Source organism: Jiella sp. M17.18 (assembly GCF_041027365.1).
In the GTDB taxonomy this organism is placed as follows: Bacteria; Pseudomonadota; Alphaproteobacteria; order Rhizobiales; family Rhizobiaceae; genus VKMB-3413.
In genome coordinates this window covers 1-17,198 of the sequence record NZ_JBFTEH010000024.1, presented here as the reverse complement: position 1 = coordinate 17,198, position 17,198 = coordinate 1, and the positions used below count along the sequence as shown (strand labels likewise).

12 protein-coding genes, 1 tRNA gene and 1 pseudogene are annotated in these 17,198 nt (G+C 65.2%); all 14 read left to right on the top strand.

Translation table 11 applies throughout. The annotated features are described in order from the left end of the window. Positions 1 to 503: 503 nt before the first annotated feature. Positions 504 to 579 (top strand) — tRNA-Trp (locus AB5S17_RS22725). 136 nt (positions 580 to 715) lie between these two features. Continuing rightward, entirely contained in the window at positions 716 to 913 is a 198-nt protein-coding gene (gene secE, locus AB5S17_RS22720) for a preprotein translocase subunit SecE (RefSeq protein WP_369243470.1), read from the top strand. Between the two features lie 34 nt (positions 914 to 947). After that, positions 948 to 1,478, top strand: coding sequence for a transcription termination/antitermination protein NusG (nusG, locus tag AB5S17_RS22715; RefSeq protein ID WP_369243469.1), 531 nt, complete (start codon positions 948 to 950; stop codon positions 1,476 to 1,478). Between the two features lie 141 nt (positions 1,479 to 1,619). Beyond that, positions 1,620 to 2,048, top strand: a complete 429-nt coding sequence (gene rplK, locus AB5S17_RS22710) for a 50S ribosomal protein L11 (RefSeq protein ID WP_369243468.1) — start codon at positions 1,620 to 1,622, stop codon at positions 2,046 to 2,048. Positions 2,049 to 2,052: 4 nt separating this feature from the next. Further along, entirely contained in the window at positions 2,053 to 2,760 is a 708-nt protein-coding gene (rplA, locus tag AB5S17_RS22705) for a 50S ribosomal protein L1 (protein ID WP_369243467.1), read from the top strand. A gap of 361 nt (positions 2,761 to 3,121) precedes the next feature. Next, the gene (gene rplJ / locus AB5S17_RS22700; RefSeq protein ID WP_369243466.1) at positions 3,122 to 3,640 is read left to right on the top strand and encodes a 50S ribosomal protein L10; all 519 of its coding nucleotides are present in this window, start codon (positions 3,122 to 3,124) and stop codon (positions 3,638 to 3,640) included. A gap of 54 nt (positions 3,641 to 3,694) precedes the next feature. Next, complete coding sequence (rplL, locus tag AB5S17_RS22695) at positions 3,695 to 4,072, top strand: 50S ribosomal protein L7/L12 (protein WP_369243465.1); 378 nt, start codon at positions 3,695 to 3,697, stop codon at positions 4,070 to 4,072. Between the two features lie 51 nt (positions 4,073 to 4,123). Next, positions 4,124 to 4,186: pseudogene (locus AB5S17_RS22690) on the top strand (50S ribosomal protein L7/L12); the annotation flags it as partial. A 348-nt stretch (positions 4,187 to 4,534) separates the two neighbouring features. Further along, on the top strand, positions 4,535 to 8,674 hold the full coding sequence (gene rpoB, locus AB5S17_RS22685; protein ID WP_369243464.1) for a DNA-directed RNA polymerase subunit beta: 4,140 nt from the start codon (positions 4,535 to 4,537) through the stop codon (positions 8,672 to 8,674). 135 nt (positions 8,675 to 8,809) lie between these two features. Beyond that, positions 8,810 to 13,009: a DNA-directed RNA polymerase subunit beta' gene (gene rpoC, locus AB5S17_RS22680; protein ID WP_369243463.1), complete on the top strand. Its 4,200-nt coding sequence runs from the start codon at positions 8,810 to 8,812 to the stop codon at positions 13,007 to 13,009. 499 nt (positions 13,010 to 13,508) lie between these two features. Beyond that, positions 13,509 to 13,880, top strand: coding sequence for a 30S ribosomal protein S12 (gene rpsL, locus AB5S17_RS22675; protein ID WP_369243462.1), 372 nt, complete (start codon positions 13,509 to 13,511; stop codon positions 13,878 to 13,880). 37 nt (positions 13,881 to 13,917) lie between these two features. After that, complete coding sequence (gene rpsG / locus AB5S17_RS22670) at positions 13,918 to 14,388, top strand: 30S ribosomal protein S7 (RefSeq protein ID WP_369243461.1); 471 nt, start codon at positions 13,918 to 13,920, stop codon at positions 14,386 to 14,388. A gap of 30 nt (positions 14,389 to 14,418) precedes the next feature. Then, positions 14,419 to 16,509 (top strand): elongation factor G, encoded by a 2,091-nt coding sequence (fusA, locus tag AB5S17_RS22665; protein WP_369243460.1) that lies wholly within the window; start codon positions 14,419 to 14,421, stop codon positions 16,507 to 16,509. Positions 16,510 to 16,572: 63 nt separating this feature from the next. Beyond that, the coding region (locus tag AB5S17_RS22660) for a GTP-binding protein (protein WP_369243459.1) at positions 16,573 to 17,198 on the top strand (626 nt) is incomplete at its 3' end.

Here is a 17,198-nt window from a genome sequence, read left to right as displayed (position 1 = left end):
TGCGCTTCGCGATCCGCGAGGGCGGCCGCACCGTCGGCGCCGGCATCGTCGCGGCGATCGTCGAGTAAGGCTCGAAGACGACAGGGCGCGCCGCGGCTCTCTGCGGCGCGCCTCTTTCCTTCAGCGCTAGTGAAGGGGCTACGCACGTCGCCCGCGATGCCCTCGACGACTGGATCACACCGGTGGGCGGGATGTCTCTCGGATCCAGGCGCTGACAGGGGGGCTCGGACGGTTCTTGACGCGCTTGGGCGGCTGCGGCGCAACCGCTCGCCCGCCGTGATCCCTCGGCTGGCGATCCACCTGCGGCGCCTGTGCGCTTCGCGTTGACGCTGCGCACCTCGATGGGGCCAGGTTCATGGCCGCGGCAGCTCCAATCCGGGGCTGTCACGGAAGCCGCCGGCCCGCAAAGCCGGCGGTGGCTGCCATGGATTTTCTTCCCCGGCCGTTCTTGCGGTTCCGGCTTGCCTAAGCCGGAGTCTTGGCGTAAACACCGCGTCGCGCGAAGGGGTATAGCTCAGTTGGTAGAGCGGCGGTCTCCAAAACCGCAGGTCGCAGGTTCGAGCCCTGCTGCCCCTGCCACCATTGTTCCGCTTCCCTTCGATTTCCTTCTCGGCCGGACTTGTGAATCGCGCCGATGCCGGTTAAATGGTGTGTCACAGACACGTAGCGCGTGGGGCTGGCTTGGGCCTTCACGCGCATTTGCCGTGAGCGCGATATGGCCAAGAGCAACCCATTCACCTTTCTCCAGCAGGTCCGGTCCGAGACCGCCAAGGTCACCTGGCCGACCCGCCGCGAGACGATGATCTCGACGCTCATGGTGTTTCTGATGGTCGCTTTCGCGGCCCTCTTCTTCTTCGTCGCGGATCAGGTGCTCGGCTACGCCGTTGGCCTGATCATGAGCGCCAGCGTCTGATCATCGCTCGGCCGCAGGAGTAATCGACAATTTCATGACTGCCCGCTGGTACATCGTCCACGCCTATTCGAATTTCGAGAAGAAGGTGGCGGAATCGATCGAGGAGCAGGCCCGCCAGAAGGGTCTCTCCGAGAAGTTCGAGAAGATCCTCGTTCCGACCGAGAAGGTGGTCGAGGTGCGCCGCGGCCGCAAGGTCGACGCCGAGCGCAAGTTCTTCCCCGGCTATGTCCTGGTGAAGGCGGAGCTGACCGACCAGGTGTTCTCGCTGATCAAGAACACGCCGAAGGTCACCGGCTTCCTCGGGCCGGACAACCGCCCGGTGCCGATCACCGAGGCCGAGGCGAACCAGATCCTGCATCAGGTGCAGGACGGCGTGGAGCGGCCGAAGCCGACCGTCTCCTTCGACATCGGCGAGCAGGTGCGGGTCTCCGACGGCCCCTTCGCCTCGTTCAACGGCGTTGTTCAGGAAGTCGACCAGGAGCGCACGCGGCTCAAGGTGGAGGTCTCGATCTTCGGGCGCGCGACGCCGGTCGATCTTGAATTCGGGCAGGTCGAGAAGGTCTGAGCCGATAATCGGGCGTCTCGCCCGATCCTCGTGCGGGAGGCGCAACGGCTGTAGCCGGCCCGAGGCGTCGCACCGCGCGGACTGCAACCGGCCGGACCGCAGCGGACTGCGGGGCTGGCCAGACAAGAGAGCAGGAGTTCAATGGCTAAGAAAATCGTGGGACAGCTGAAGCTGCAGGTCGCAGCCGGCTCGGCGACGCCGTCGCCGCCGATCGGCCCGGCGCTCGGTCAGCGTGGCATCAACATCATGGAGTTCTGCAAGGCGTTCAACGCGCAGACCCAGGAGATGGAGAAGGGCCAGCCGATCCCGGTGGTGATCACATACTACCAGGACAAGTCCTTCACCTTCGCGATGAAGACCCCGCCGGTGAGCTACTTCCTCAAGAAGGCGGCGAACCTGAAGTCGGGCTCCAAGGAGCCGGGCAAGTCGGTCGCCGGCAAGGTGACGCGCGAGCAGGTGCGCGACATCGCCGAGAAGAAGCTCAAGGACCTCAATGCCACCTCGATCGAGGCGGCGATGGCGATGGTCGAGGGTTCGGCCCGCTCGATGGGTCTCGAGGTCGCGGAGTAAGACGATGGCAAAAGCTGGCAAGCGCATCCGCAACGCCCGCGAGGGCATCGAACGCACCAAGCTGTACGGCCTCGACGAGGCGATCGGCATGCTGAAGACCCGGGCGAGCGCGAAGTTCGACGAGACCGTCGAGATCGCGATGAACCTCGGCGTCGATCCGCGCCATGCCGACCAGATGGTCCGCGGCGTCGTCAATCTGCCGAACGGCACCGGCCGCACGGTCCGCGTCGCGGTGTTCGCGCGCGGTGACAAGGCGGACGAGGCGAAGGCCGCCGGGGCCGACATCGTCGGCGCCGAGGATCTCGTCGCCGATGTCCAGGCGGGCAACATCAACTTCGACCGCGCCATCGCGACGCCGGACATGATGGCTCTCGTCGGCCGCCTCGGCAAGGTGCTGGGCCCGCGCGGCCTGATGCCGAACCCGCGCGTCGGCACGGTGACGCCGGACGTCACCGCCGCCGTCAAGGCGTCGAAGGGCGGCGCCGTCGAGTTCCGCGTCGAGAAGGCGGGCATCGTCCATGCCGGCGTCGGCAAGGTGTCGTTCGGCGCCGAGGCGATCGCCGAGAACGTGCGCGCCTTCGCGGACGCGGTGCAGAAGGCGAAGCCCTCGGGCGCCAAGGGCAACTATGTCCAGCGCGTGGCGCTGACCTCGACCATGGGCCCGGGCGTCAAGATCGACCCGTCGAGCATCGGTGCGCCGGCTTCGGCGTAACCCTTCAAACCGGCGCGCGGCGTTCCTATATCCGTCGCTCGCCATCAAAAGGTTCCGGGCCAGTCCCGGTGCGTGGGGGTCCTTCGGGGCCTCCTGAATGCCTGTCCGAGATTGTGGGCGGTCGAGGCTCTGCTTCGATCATAATCGTCAGAAAGCCTGCATGAGACGGGGTGATTGCCGAATTTCGGGCGCGAGCCCAAGCTTCGGTTCGAACCTCTGAATGCCTTGCGCCGTCCTCCGGTTCCATGGATCCGGAAGGTCCGCGAGGGGACAGGATCTCCGAGCGTCGTCCGGGTGATCCGGGCGGCAAAAGGCAACCGGCTTCGGCATGATGAATGTCGAGGCCAACTGGAGAGAGGCAGTGGACAAAGCGGAAAAGCGCGAATTCGTCACGACCCTCAACGAGACCTTCAAGGCCTCGGGGACGGTGGTTGTGGCCCACTATGCCGGGCTCACCGTGGCGCAGATGAACGACTACCGTTCGAAGATGCGTTCAGCCGGTGGCGCCGTCAAAGTCGCGAAGAACCGCCTCGTCAAGATCGCTCTTCAAGGCACGGACGCCGAAGGCATCTCGAACCTGTTCGAGGGCCAGACGCTGATCGCTTTCTCGAGCGATCCGGTCGCGGCGGCCAAGGTCACCAACGATTTCGCCAAGGGCAACGACAAGCTCGTGATCCTCGGCGGAGCGACCGGTACGACCACACTCGATGCAGACGGTGTGAAGGCGCTCGCCACCATGCCGTCGCTGGACGAACTCCGGGCGAAGCTCGTCGGCATGATCAACACGCCGGCCACCCGCATCGCCGGGGTCCTCCAGGCGCCTGCGGGCCAGCTCGCACGCGTCTTCGGGGCCTATGCCAAGAAGGACGAAGCGGCGTGAGGATGGTTCCTCGCTGCTCAACTCACACTCGTTCGAACTGAAGGAAACTGAAAAATGGCTGATCTCGCCAAGATCGTTGAAGACCTGTCGAGCCTGACCGTCCTCGAGGCGGCCGAGCTGTCGAAGATGCTGGAAGAGAAGTGGGGCGTGTCCGCCGCCGCTCCGGTCGCGGTCGCCGCTGCCGGCGGTGCTGCCGCTCCGGCCGAGGCGGCCGAGGAGCAGACGGAGTTCAACGTCATCCTCGCCAATGCCGGCGCTCAGAAGATCAACGTCATCAAGGAAGTCCGCGCGCTGACCGGTCTCGGCCTGAAGGAGGCCAAGGACCTGGTCGACAACGCGCCGAAGCCGGTCAAGGAAGGCGTCGACAAGGCCGAGGCCCAGAAGATCAAGGACCAGCTCGAGAAGGCTGGCGCCACGGTCGAAGTCAAGTAATCGCGGGTTTCCCGCGGCTACGACCCGAAAGAATGGCGGGCGGGATGNAAGGCCGAGGCCCAGAAGATCAAGGACCAGCTCGAGAAGGCTGGCGCCACGGTCGAAGTCAAGTAATCGCGGGTTTCCCGCGGCTACGACCCGAAAGAATGGCGGGCGGGATGGCTTTTGGCTGTCCCGCCTTCCGTGCTCGCAAGAGCAAAGCGGCCGATCTGCCGATGCGACGGGGCGAGATGTCCCGTCGCAGAGCCCCGCGGGACGCTGGGTGAGGGCAGGGTGCCGAGCGTCGCGGCGGACTACTGCGCATCGCCCGACGGCTTGTCGAAAGCCGTCCGGCGATGCGGGCGAGAGCCCGAGACGGACATGCTAGCCGCCCAGCCTTGCGCCGAGCGGTCCCTCTTTCCGGAGAGGGTTTGGTGAATTCGAGCCCTTCGGTCAAGGGCGATGTCATGAGAAGGAGCGGCGATGTCTCAGACAACGACGTTTAGCGGTCGCAGGCGGGTGCGCAAGGTCTTCGGGTCGATCCCGGAGGTGGCGCAGATGCCGAACCTGATCGAGGTCCAGAAGGCCTCCTACGATCAGTTCCTGATGGTCGACGAGCCGAAGGGCGGCCGGGCCGACGAGGGCCTGCAGGCGGTCTTCAAGTCGGTCTTCCCGATCTCCGACTTCTCGGGCCAGGCGATGCTCGAATTCGTCAAGTACGAGTTCGAGGCGCCGAAGTTCGACGTCGACGAATGCCGGCAGCGCGACCTGACCTACGCCGCGCCGCTGAAGGTGACGCTGCGCCTCATCGTGTTCGATATCGACGAGGATACCGGCTCCAAGTCCATCAAGGACATCAAGGAGCAGGACGTCTACATGGGCGACATGCCGCTGATGACGATGAACGGCACGTTCATCGTCAACGGCACCGAGCGCGTGATTGTCTCGCAGATGCACCGCTCGCCGGGTGTGTTCTTCGACCACGACAAGGGCAAGAGCCACTCCTCGGGCAAGCTGCTCTTCGCCGCGCGCGTGATCCCCTATCGCGGCTCCTGGCTCGACATCGAGTTCGACGCCAAGGACATCGTCTATGCCCGCATCGACCGCCGCCGGAAGATCCCGGTGACGAGCCTGTTGATGGCGCTCGGCATGGACGGCGAGGAGATCCTGTCGACCTTCTACAACGTCATCCAGTTCGAGAAGGACAAGAACGGCTGGCGGGTCCCGTTCTCGGTCGAGCGCGTGCGCGGCCAGAACGCCGCCGTCGACCTCATCGACGCGGACTCGGGTGAAGTGCTGGTCGAGGCCGGCAAGAAGGTCACGGCGCGCCAGGCCCGGCAGATGCAGGAGAAGGGCGTCAAGGCGCTTCGGGCGACCGAGGAGGACCTCTACGGCCATTATCTCGCGGAGGACATCGTCAACTTCGCCACGGGCGAGGTGTATCTGGAAGCCGGCGACGAGATCGACGAGAAGACCCTGAAGGTGCTCGTCGACGCCGGCTATGACGAGATCTCCGTCCTCGACATCGACCACGTCAATGTCGGCGGCTACATCCGCAACACGCTGGCGGCCGACAAGAACGAGAGCCGTCAGGACGCGCTGTTCGACATCTACCGGGTGATGCGCCCGGGCGAGCCGCCGACGATGGAAACCGCCGAGGCGATGTTCCATTCGCTGTTCTTCGACGCCGAGCGCTACGACCTGTCGGCCGTCGGCCGCGTGAAGATGAACATGCGTCTGGACGTCCAGGCCGAGGACACCGTGCGCGTGCTGCGCAAGGAGGACATCCTCGCCGTCGTCAAGACGCTGGTGGACCTGCGCGACGGCCGCGGCGAGATCGACGACATCGACAATCTCGGCAACCGCCGGGTGCGCTCGGTCGGCGAGCTGATGGAGAACCAGTACCGTGTCGGGCTGCTGCGCATGGAGCGGGCGATCAAGGAGCGCATGTCGTCGGTCGAGATCGACACCGTCATGCCGCAGGACCTGATCAACGCCAAGCCGGCGGCGGCTGCGGTGCGCGAGTTCTTCGGCTCCTCGCAGCTCTCGCAGTTCATGGACCAGACCAACCCGCTGTCGGAGATCACCCACAAGCGCCGCCTGTCGGCGCTCGGTCCCGGCGGCCTCACCCGCGAGCGCGCGGGCTTCGAGGTGCGCGACGTCCATCCGACGCATTACGGCCGGATCTGCCCGATCGAGACGCCGGAAGGCCCGAACATCGGCCTGATCAACTCGCTCGCCACCTTCGCGCGCGTCAACAAGTACGGCTTCATCGAGAGCCCGTACCGCAAGGTGGTCGACGGCAAGGTGACGAACGAGGTGGTCTACCTCTCCGCGATGGAGGAGTCGAAGCACCACGTCGCGCAGGCGAACGCCGTCCTGACCGATGACGGCGGGTTCCAGAACGAGTTCGTGATCTGCCGCCACCAGGGCGACGTCTTCATGACGCCGCGCGACAATGTCGACCTGATGGACGTCTCGCCGAAGCAGCTGGTCTCCGTCGCCGCGGCGCTGATCCCGTTCCTCGAGAACGACGACGCCAACCGCGCGCTGATGGGCTCGAACATGCAGCGTCAGGCCGTGCCGCTGGTGCGCGCCGAGGCGCCGTTCGTCGGCACCGGCATGGAGCCGGTGGTGGCACGCGATTCCGGCGCCGCGATCGGTGCGCGCCGGACGGGCATCGTCGACCAGGTGGACGCGACGCGTATCGTCATCCGCGCAACGGAGGATCTCGAATCCGGCAAGTCCGGCGTCGACATCTACCGGCTGATGAAGTTCCAGCGCTCGAACCAGAACACCTGCATCAACCAGCGTCCGCTGGTGGCGGTGGGCGACCGGGTGTCGAAGGGCGACATCATCGCAGACGGCCCGTCGACGGACCTCGGTGATCTGGCGCTCGGCCGGAACGTGCTCGTCGCGTTCATGCCGTGGAACGGCTACAACTACGAGGACTCGATCCTGCTCTCCGAGCGGATCGTCGCCGACGACGTCTTCACCTCGATCCACATCGAGGAGTTCGAGGTGATGGCGCGCGACACCAAGCTCGGACCCGAGGAGATCACGCGCGACATTCCGAACGTGTCGGAAGAGGCGCTGAAGAACCTCGACGAGGCCGGCATCGTCTACATCGGTGCCGAGGTGCAGCCGGGCGACATCCTGGTCGGCAAGATCACGCCGAAGGGCGAGAGCCCGATGACGCCGGAGGAAAAGCTCCTGCGCGCCATCTTCGGCGAGAAGGCCTCCGACGTGCGCGACACGTCGAGCCGCATGCCGCCGGGCGCCTATGGCACCGTGGTCGAGGTCCGCGTGTTCAACCGCCACGGCGTCGAGAAGGACGAGCGCGCCATGGCGATCGAGCGCGAGGAGATCGAGCGCCTCGCCAAGGACCGCGACGACGAGCAGGCGATCCTAGACCGCAACGTCTACGGCCGCCTGGTCGAGATGCTCGACGGCAAGGCGGCGATTGCCGGTCCGAAGGGCTTCAAGAAGGGCTCGGTGCTGTCGCCCGACGCGATGGCGGAATATCCGCGCTCGCAGTGGTGGATGTTCGCCGTCGAGGACGAGAAGCTCCAGGGCGAGCTCGAGGATCTGCGCAACGTCTATGACGAGGCGAAGAAGACGCTCGAGCAGCGCTTCATGGACAAGGTCGAGAAGGTCCAGCGGGGCGACGAGCTGCCTCCGGGCGTCATGAAGCAGGTGAAGGTCTTCGTCGCCGTCAAGCGCAAGATCCAGCCGGGCGACAAGATGGCCGGCCGTCACGGCAACAAGGGCGTGGTCTCGCGCATCCTGCCGATCGAGGACATGCCGTTCACCGAGGACGGCACGCATGTCGACATCGTGCTCAATCCGCTGGGCGTGCCCTCGCGCATGAATGTCGGGCAGATCCTCGAGACGCATCTCGGCTGGGCCTGCTCGGGCATGGGCAAGAAGATCGGCCAGATGCTCGAGGACTACCAGAAGGACCACAACGTGGCCCCGCTGCGCGAGCGGATCTCGGAGATGCTCGGGGACAACGAGCGCAACGAGCCGGTCAAGTCCTACGACGACGAGAGCGTGGTGACGCTCGCCAAGCAGATGAAGAAGGGCGTCTCGATCGCGACGCCGGTCTTCGACGGTGCCAACGAGAAGGACATCGTCGAGTGGCTGGAGAAGGCCGGGCTGAACGGCTCGGGCCAGGTGACGCTCTATGACGGGCGCACCGGCGAGCCGTTCGACCGGCAGGTGACCGTCGGCTACATCTACATGCTGAAGCTGCATCACCTCGTGGACGACAAGATCCACGCCCGTTCGATCGGTCCGTACTCGCTCGTCACCCAGCAGCCGCTGGGCGGCAAGGCGCAGTTCGGCGGCCAGCGCTTCGGCGAGATGGAGGTCTGGGCGCTCGAGGCCTACGGCGCAGCCTACACGCTGCAGGAGATGCTGACGGTGAAGTCGGACGACGTCGCCGGCCGCACCAAGGTCTACGAGTCGATCGTGCGCGGCGACGACGCGTTCGAGTCGGGCATTCCGGAGAGCTTCAACGTTCTCGTCAAGGAGATGCGCTCGCTCGGCCTCGACGTCGACCTCGCCAACTCGGCGGCGGAACTGCCGGCCCCGGCCGACCTGCCGGACGCGGCGGAGTAGGCCATCGGATAGAACGGCCGCCCCGCGGGGCGGCTCGGACCGGCGCTCCGGCGCCGGTCCGCAATGTTCGACAGAATTCACCCGCCGGCCATGCCGGCGTGGCTAGGGGCGCGGCGCCCCAGAAGGAGCACGACCATGAACCAAGAGGTCATGAACATCTTCAACCCGCAGGTCGCGGCGCAGACGTTCGATTCGATCCGGATCTCGCTCGCTTCGCCTGAGAAGATCCTCTCCTGGTCCTTCGGCGAAATCAAAAAGCCGGAAACCATCAACTACCGCACGTTCAAGCCCGAGCGCGACGGCCTGTTCTGCGCGCGCATCTTCGGTCCGATCAAGGACTACGAGTGCCTGTGCGGCAAGTACAAGCGGATGAAGTACAAGGGCATCATCTGCGAGAAGTGCGGCGTCGAGGTCACCCTGTCGCGCGTGCGCCGCGAGCGCATGGGCCACATCGAGCTCGCCGCGCCGGTCGCCCACATCTGGTTCCTGAAGTCGCTGCCGAGCCGCATCGGCACGCTGCTCGACATGACCCTGAAGGACATCGAGCGCGTCCTCTACTTCGAGAACTACATCGTCACCGAGCCCGGCCTCACCTCGCTGAAGGAGCACCAGCTCCTCTCCGAGGAGGAGTACATGATCGCGATCGACGAGTTCGGTGAAGACAGCTTCACCGCGCTGATCGGCGCCGAGGCGATCCAGGAGCTCCTGTCGTCGATGGACCTCGAGACCATCGCCGGGAGCCTGCGCGAGGAGCTCGCGACGACGACGTCCGAGCTCAAGACGAAGAAGCTGATGAAGCGGCTGAAGATCGTCGAGAACTTCCTGGAGTCGGGCAACCGGCCGGAATGGATGATCATGACCGTCGTTCCGGTGATCCCGCCGGACCTGCGCCCGCTCGTCCCGCTCGACGGCGGCCGCTTCGCGACGTCGGATCTCAACGACCTCTACCGCCGCGTCATCAACCGCAACAACCGCCTGAAGCGGCTGATCGAGCTGCGCGCGCCCGGCATCATCATCCGCAACGAAAAGCGGATGCTGCAGGAGGCCGTCGACGCGCTGTTCGACAACGGCCGCCGCGGCCGCGTCATCACCGGCGCCAACAAGCGCCCGCTGAAGTCGCTGTCCGACATGCTGAAGGGCAAGCAGGGCCGGTTCCGCCAGAACCTGCTCGGCAAGCGCGTTGACTATTCCGGCCGCTCGGTCATCGTGACCGGTCCGAACCTGAAGCTGCACCAGTGCGGCCTGCCGAAGAAGATGGCGCTCGAGCTGTTCAAGCCGTTCATCTACGCGCGGCTCGACGCCAAGGGCTATTCCTCGACGGTGAAGCAGGCGAAGAAGCTTGTCGAGAAGGAGCGTCCGGAGGTCTGGGACATCCTCGACGAGGTGATCCGCGAGCATCCGGTGCTGCTCAACCGCGCCCCGACGCTGCACCGCCTCGGCATCCAGGCCTTCGAGCCGGTGCTGATCGAGGGCAAGGCGATCCAGCTGCATCCGCTGGTCTGCACGGCCTTCAACGCGGACTTCGACGGCGACCAGATGGCGGTCCACGTGCCGCTGTCGATCGAGGCGCAGCTCGAAGCGCGCGTCCTGATGATGTCGACCAACAACATCCTGCATCCGGCGAACGGCGCGCCGATCATCGTGCCGTCGCAGGACATGGTGCTGGGGCTCTACTACCTCTCGATCATGAACGAGAACGAGCCGGGGCAGGGCATGGTGTTCTCCGACATCGGCGAGCTGGAGCACGCTCTGGCCTCGAAGTCGGTGACGCTGCACACCAAGATCAAGGGCCGCTTCAAGTCGATCGACTCCGAGGGCAACTGGTACACCAAGATCTACGAGACCACCCCGGGCCGCATGCTGATCGGCGAGCTGCTGCCGAAGAACCACATGATCTCCTTCGACATCTGCAACGAGCTGATGACGAAGAAGAACATCTCCAAGATGATCGACACGGTGTATCGCCACTGCGGTCAGAAGGAGACGGTGATCTTCTGCGACCGGATCATGCAGCTCGGCTTCAAGCATGCCTGCATCGCCGGCATCTCGTTCGGCAAGGACGACATGCTGATCCCGGAGACCAAGGCGAAGCTGATCGCGGAGACGCAGGCGCTCGCGAAGGAATACGAGCAGCAGTACAATGACGGCCTGATCACCCAGGGCGAGAAGTACAACAAGGTGGTCGATGCCTGGGCGAAGTGCACCGACAAGATCGCCGAGGAGATGATGGCCCGCATCAAGGCGGTCGAGTTCGACAAGGAGACCGGCCGTCAGAAGCCGATGAACTCGATCTACATGATGTCGCACTCCGGCGCCCGCGGGTCTCCGACCCAGATGCGCCAGCTGGCGGCCATGCGCGGCCTGATGACCAAGCCGTCGGGCGAGATCATCGAGACGCCGATCATCTCCAACTTTAAGGAGGGCCTGACGGTTCTGGAATACTTCAACTCCACCCACGGCGCCCGCAAGGGCCTCGCGGACACGGCGTTGAAGACCGCGAACTCGGGCTACCTGACGCGTCGTCTCGTCGACGTGGCGCAGGACTGCATCATCACGCAGACCGACTGCGGCACGCCGAACGGCCTGACCATGCAGCCGATCGTCGACGCGGGCCAGGTCGTCGCGACGCTCGGCCAGCGGATCCTGGGGCGCACCGCGCTCGAGGACATCCTGCACCCGATGACGGGCGAGACGCTCGTCGAGGGCGGCCGGATGATCGAGGAGGCGGACGTCGACAAGATCGAGAAGGCCGGCATCCAGTCGGTGAAGATCCGCTCGGCGCTGACCTGCGAGATCCGCACCGGCATCTGCGCCACCTGCTACGGGCGCGATCTCGCCCGCGGCACGCCCGTCAACATGGGCGAGGCGGTCGGCGTCATCGCGGCGCAGTCGATCGGCGAGCCGGGCACGCAGCTCACCATGCGCACCTTCCACATGGGCGGCACGGCGCAGGTGGTCGACTCGTCCTTCCTCGAGGCCTCCTACGAGGGCACGGTGCAGATCCGCAACCGCAACGTGGTGCGGGACTCCGACGGCAAGCTCGTCGCGATGGGCCGCAACATGGCGATCCTGATCATGGATCAGGCCGGCAAGGAGCGGGCCTCGCACCGGGTCACCTACGGTTCGCGCATCTATGTGGACGACGGCGACGCCGTCCGCCGCGGCCAGCGTATCGCCGAATGGGATCCGTACACCCGCCCGGTGCTGACCGAGCTGGAAGGCACGATCGACTTCGAGGACATGGTGGACGGCATCTCGGTGTCGGAGCAGACCGATGAGTCGACCGGCATCACCAAGCGTGCGGTCATCGACTGGCGGGCGAGCCCGCGTGGCCAGGATCTCAAGCCGGCGATCGTCATCAAGGGCGCCGACGGCGAGATCCAGAAGCTCGCGCGCGGATCCGACGCCCGCTACTTCCAGTCGGTGGACGCGATCCTCTCGGTGGAGCCCGGCCAGCACGTCAAGGCCGGCGACGTCCTGTCGCGCATTCCGATGGAAAGCGCCAAGACCAAGGACATCACCGGTGGTCTGCCGCGCGTCGCTGAGCTGTTCGAGGCCCGCAAGCCGAAGGACAACGCGGTGATCGCGGAGATCGACGGCACGGTGAAGTTCGGCCGCGACTACAAGAACAAGCGCCGGATCATCATCGAGCCGCACGAGGACGGTGCGGAGCCGGTGGAGTATCTCATCCCGAAGGGCAAGCCGTTCCATCTGCAGGAAGGCGACGTCATCGAGAAGGGCGACTACATCCTCGACGGCAATCCGGCGCCGCACGACATCCTGGCGATCCGCGGCGTGGAGGCTCTCGCGAGCTATCTCGTCAACGAGATCCAGGAGGTCTACCGGCTGCAGGGCGTGTTGATCAACGACAAGCACATCGAGGTCATCGTCCGGCAGATGCTGCAGAAGGTCGAGATCGTGGAGTCGGGTGATTCCGGCTACATCCCGGGCGACCATGTCGACCGGATCGAGCTCGCCGAGATCAACGAGCGCCTGGTCGAGGAGGGCAAGAAGCCGGCATCCGGCAATCCGGTCCTGCTTGGCATCACCAAGGCCTCGCTGCAGACGCCGTCCTTCATCTCGGCAGCGTCCTTCCAGGAGACCACCCGCGTCCTCACCGAGGCGGCGGTCGCCGGCAAGTCGGACACGCTGCAGGGCCTGAAGGAGAACGTCATCGTCGGCCGTCTCATCCCGGCCGGTACCGGCGGCATGATGACCCAGGTCCGCCGGATCGCGACCTCGCGCGACGAGCTGATCCTCGAGGATCGGCGCAAGGCGGCGAACACGGTCGAGACCGACCGCATGCTCACCTCGATGGGCGACGCGGCCGAGTAAGGTCCTGCCGTCAAGAAGAGACAAAGAGGGGCTGCCGGTTCGGCGGCCCCTTTTCATTTGTGGCCTTCGAAAGCGAATCTTGGCGTTGGGGAATGTCGCGCGCTGCCCATCGGGCCGCGATTCTGCGGAAAGGCCCCGCCGGTGACTGAGACAGGCAAAAATGCGCCGATCTGGCCACTGCAGCCGGGAAATGCCGCGGGAAGCGGGGGTTGACCGGCCTGCGCAAAACCCTTAAGTAGCGCGTCAACAGAGCCGATGTGAGGCCGACTCGTCCCGTGGACGCCGCGTCCGGGACATAAAGCGCTTCAAACAAGGCTTCGTTCAACGAGACGTCACATCTCTGGCGCACGACCGAATTTCGGTCCTCTGCTTCTCGCCGGGCCGTCCGCTAGTCAAGCGGATCGATGCCCGGTTTCGCGCATGGCGGAACGACCCGCTCCGTGGGCGGCTGGGACGTCTTGTTTCGAACCTGGGTTTGGAAAGTAAAGGGAAGGTTGGAATGCCGACCATCAACCAGCTGATCCGGAAGCCGCGCATCCGTCCGTCGGAGCGCAACACGGTTCCGGCGCTCGAGGCGAACCCGCAGAAGCGCGGCGTGTGCACGCGCGTCTACACGACCACGCCGAAGAAGCCGAACTCGGCGCTCCGCAAGGTCGCCAAGGTCCGTCTCGTCAACGGCTATGAAGTCATCGGCTACATCCCGGGCGAGGGGCATAACCTTCAGGAGCACTCCGTGGTGATGATCCGCGGCGGCCGCGTGAAGGACCTTCCGGGTGTGCGTTATCACATCATCCGCGGCGTGCTCGACACGCAGGGCGTCAAGAACCGCAAGCAGCGGCGCTCGAAGTACGGCGCCAAGCGTCCGAAGTAAGCCCGTCGACCTGCCGATCATTTGAAGAGACGATAGAATGTCCCGTCGCCACAAAGCCGAGAAGCGTGAGATCAATCCGGACCCGAAGTTCGGCGATCTGGTCGTGTCGAAGTTCATGAACGCCGTCATGTATGACGGCAAGAAGTCCGTCGCCGAGCGGATCGTCTACGGCGCGTTCGACGTCGTGCACGACAAGACCCGGCAGGATTCGGTCGCGATCTTCCATCAGGCGCTCGAGAACATCGCGCCGCATGTGGAGGTCCGGTCCCGCCGCGTCGGCGGCGCGACCTATCAGGTTCCGGTCGACGTGCGGCCCGAGCGGCGCCAGGCGCTGGCGATCCGCTGGCTGATCTCGGCCGCCCGCAATCGCAACGAGACGACGATGGTCGATCGTCTCTCCGGCGAGCTGATGGATGCTGCGAACAACCGCGGCACCGCTGTGAAGAAGCGCGAAGACACCCACCGGATGGCCGAAGCCAACCGGGCGTTCTCGCACTATCGCTGGTAAATCAAGCTTCCGTCCGAAAGGCGACGCCCCATGGCACGCGACTATAAGATCGAAGACTACCGCAATTTCGGCATCATGGCCCACATCGATGCCGGCAAGACGACGACGACCGAGCGGATCCTCTTCTACACCGGCAAGTCCCACAAGATCGGCGAAGTCCACGACGGCGCCGCCACGATGGACTGGATGGAGCAGGAGCAGGAGCGCGGCATCACCATCACGTCGGCCGCGACGACCACCTTCTGGCAGGGCCGCGACGGCAAGAAGCGCCGCTTCAACATCATCGACACCCCGGGGCACGTCGACTTCACGATCGAGGTCGAGCGTTCGCTGCGCGTGCTCGACGGCGCGATTGCGCTGCTCGACGCCAATGCCGGCGTGGAGCCGCAGACCGAGACCGTCTGGCGCCAGGCCGACAAGTATCAGGTCCCGCGGATGATCTTCGTCAACAAGATGGACAAGATCGGCGCCGACTTCTTCCGCTGCGTGGAGATGATCAAGTCGCGCCTCGGCGCGCGTCCGATCGTCGTCCAGCTGCCGATCGGTGCGGAGAACGAGCTCAAGGGCGTCATCGACCTCATCGAGATGAAGGCGCTGGTGTGGCGCGACGAGACGCTCGGCGCGCAGTGGGACGTCCTGGAGATCCCGGACGATCTCAAGGGCCAGGCCGAGGAATATCGCGAGGCGATGATCGAGGCCGCCGTCGAGATCGACGAGGCCGCGATGGAGCGTTACCTCGAGGGCGAGATGCCGTCCAACGACGAGCTGCGCGCGCTGATCCGCAAGGGCACCTGCGACGTCTGGTTCACGCCGGTCCTCTGCGGCTCGGCCTTCAAGAACAAGGGCGTCCAGCCGCTGCTCGACGCCGTCGTCGACTTCCTGCCGTCGCCGGTGGAAGTGCACGCGATCAAGGGTATCGACCCGAAGACCGAGACCGAGGTGGTCCGCAAGTCGTCGGACGACGAGCCGCTGTCGATGCTGGCGTTCAAGATCATGAACGACCCGTTCGTCGGCTCGCTGACCTTCGCGCGCATCTATTCCGGCGTCCTGACCAAGGGTTCCTCTCTCCAGAACACCGTGAAGGAGAAGAAGGAGCGCATCGGCCGCATGCTGCAGATGCACTCCAACTCGCGTGAGGACATCGAGGAGGCCTATGCCGGCGACATCGTCGCGCTGGCCGGCCTCAAGGACACGACCACGGGCGACACGCTCTGCGATCCGCTGAAGCCGGTCATCCTGGAGCGCATGGAATTCCCCGATCCGGTCATCGAGATCGCGATCGAGCCGAAGACCAAGGCCGACCAGGAGAAGATGGGCCTCGCGCTCAACCGTCTCGCGGCCGAGGATCCGTCCTTCCGCGTCAAGACGGACGAGGAGAGCGGCCAGACGATCATCGCCGGCATGGGCGAGCTTCATCTCGACATCCTCGTCGACCGCATGAAGCGCGAGTTCAAGGTCGAGGCGAATGTCGGCGCCCCGCAGGTCGCCTATCGCGAGACGATCACCCGCCGCGCCGAAGTGGACTACACCCATAAGAAGCAGACCGGCGGCACGGGCCAGTTCGCCCGCGTCAAGATGGTGTTCGAGCCGGCCGAGATCGGCGCGGGCTTCTCCTTCGAGTCGAAGATCGTCGGCGGCGCGGTTCCGAAGGAATACGTGCCGGGCGTCGAGAAGGGCATCATGTCGGTGATGGGTGCGGGTCCGCTCGCGGGCTTCCCGATGGTCGACATCAAGTCCGAGCTGATCGACGGCGCCTTCCACGACGTCGACTCCTCGGTCCTCGCCTTCGAGATCGCGGCGCGTGCGGGTTTCCGCGAGGCCATCCAGAAGGCCGGGCCGCAGCTGCTCGAGCCGGTGATGAAGGTCGAAGTGGTGACGCCGGAAGACTATGTCGGCGACGTCATCGGCGACCTCAACTCACGGCGCGGCCAGATCCAGGGCACCGAGCCCCGGGGCATCGCCCAGGTGGTGAACGCTATGGTGCCGCTCGCCAACATGTTCGGCTACGTCAACACGCTGCGCTCGATGTCCCAGGGCCGCGCGCAGTACACGATGCAGTTCGACCATTACGAGCCGGTTCCGAACCAGGTCGCGCAGGAAATCCAGAAGAAGTACGCCTGACCGTTTCGTCAGCAGCGCCTATTCGGCTCTCGCGAGCCATGACAAGACAGATGGAGTGCCAAGATGGCCAAGGGTAAATTCGAGCGCAACAAGCCGCATGTGAACATCGGGACGATCGGTCACGTCGACCACGGGAAGACGTCTCTGACGGCGGCGATCACGAAGTATTTCGGCGGGTACCGGGCCTACGACCAGATCGACGCGGCGCCGGAGGAGAAGGCGCGCGGCATCACGATCTCGACGGCGCATGTGGAGTACGAGACGGAGAGCCGTAACTACGCCCATGTCGACTGCCCGGGGCATGCCGACTACGTGAAGAACATGATCACCGGCGCGGCGCAGATGGACGGCGCGATCCTGGTGGTGTCGGCGGCGGACGGCCCGATGCCGCAGACGCGCGAGCATATCCTGCTCGCCCGCCAGGTCGGCGTTCCGGCGATCGTGGTGTTCCTGAACAAGGTCGACCAGGTCGACGACGCCGAGCTTCTGGAGCTCGTCGAGCTCGAGGTGCGCGAGCTTCTGTCGAGCTACGAGTTCCCCGGCGACGACATTCCGATCATCAAGGGTTCGGCGCTGGCGGCTCTCGAGGATTCGAACAAGGAGATCGGCGAGGACGCGGTGCGGGCGCTGATGAAGGAAGTCGACGCCTACATCCCGACGCCGGAGCGTCCGATCGACCAGCCGTTCCT

Excerpts from the sequence above, each read along its gene's own strand:
- secE (WP_369243470.1), top strand. The coding sequence starts at position 716 with ATGGCCAAGAGCAACCCATTCACCTTTCTCCAGCAGGTCCGGTCCGAG.
- nusG (WP_369243469.1), top strand. The coding sequence starts at position 948 with ATGACTGCCCGCTGGTACATCGTCCACGCCTATTCGAATTTCGAGAAG.
- rplK (WP_369243468.1), top strand. The coding sequence starts at position 1,620 with ATGGCTAAGAAAATCGTGGGACAGCTGAAGCTGCAGGTCGCAGCCGGC.
- rplA (WP_369243467.1), top strand. The coding sequence starts at position 2,053 with ATGGCAAAAGCTGGCAAGCGCATCCGCAACGCCCGCGAGGGCATCGAA.
- rplL (WP_369243465.1), top strand. The coding sequence starts at position 3,695 with ATGGCTGATCTCGCCAAGATCGTTGAAGACCTGTCGAGCCTGACCGTC.
- rpoB (WP_369243464.1), top strand. The coding sequence starts at position 4,535 with ATGTCTCAGACAACGACGTTTAGCGGTCGCAGGCGGGTGCGCAAGGTC.
- rpoC (WP_369243463.1), top strand. The coding sequence starts at position 8,810 with ATGAACCAAGAGGTCATGAACATCTTCAACCCGCAGGTCGCGGCGCAG.
- rpsL (WP_369243462.1), top strand. The coding sequence starts at position 13,509 with ATGCCGACCATCAACCAGCTGATCCGGAAGCCGCGCATCCGTCCGTCG.
- rpsG (WP_369243461.1), top strand. The coding sequence starts at position 13,918 with ATGTCCCGTCGCCACAAAGCCGAGAAGCGTGAGATCAATCCGGACCCG.
- fusA (WP_369243460.1), top strand. The coding sequence starts at position 14,419 with ATGGCACGCGACTATAAGATCGAAGACTACCGCAATTTCGGCATCATG.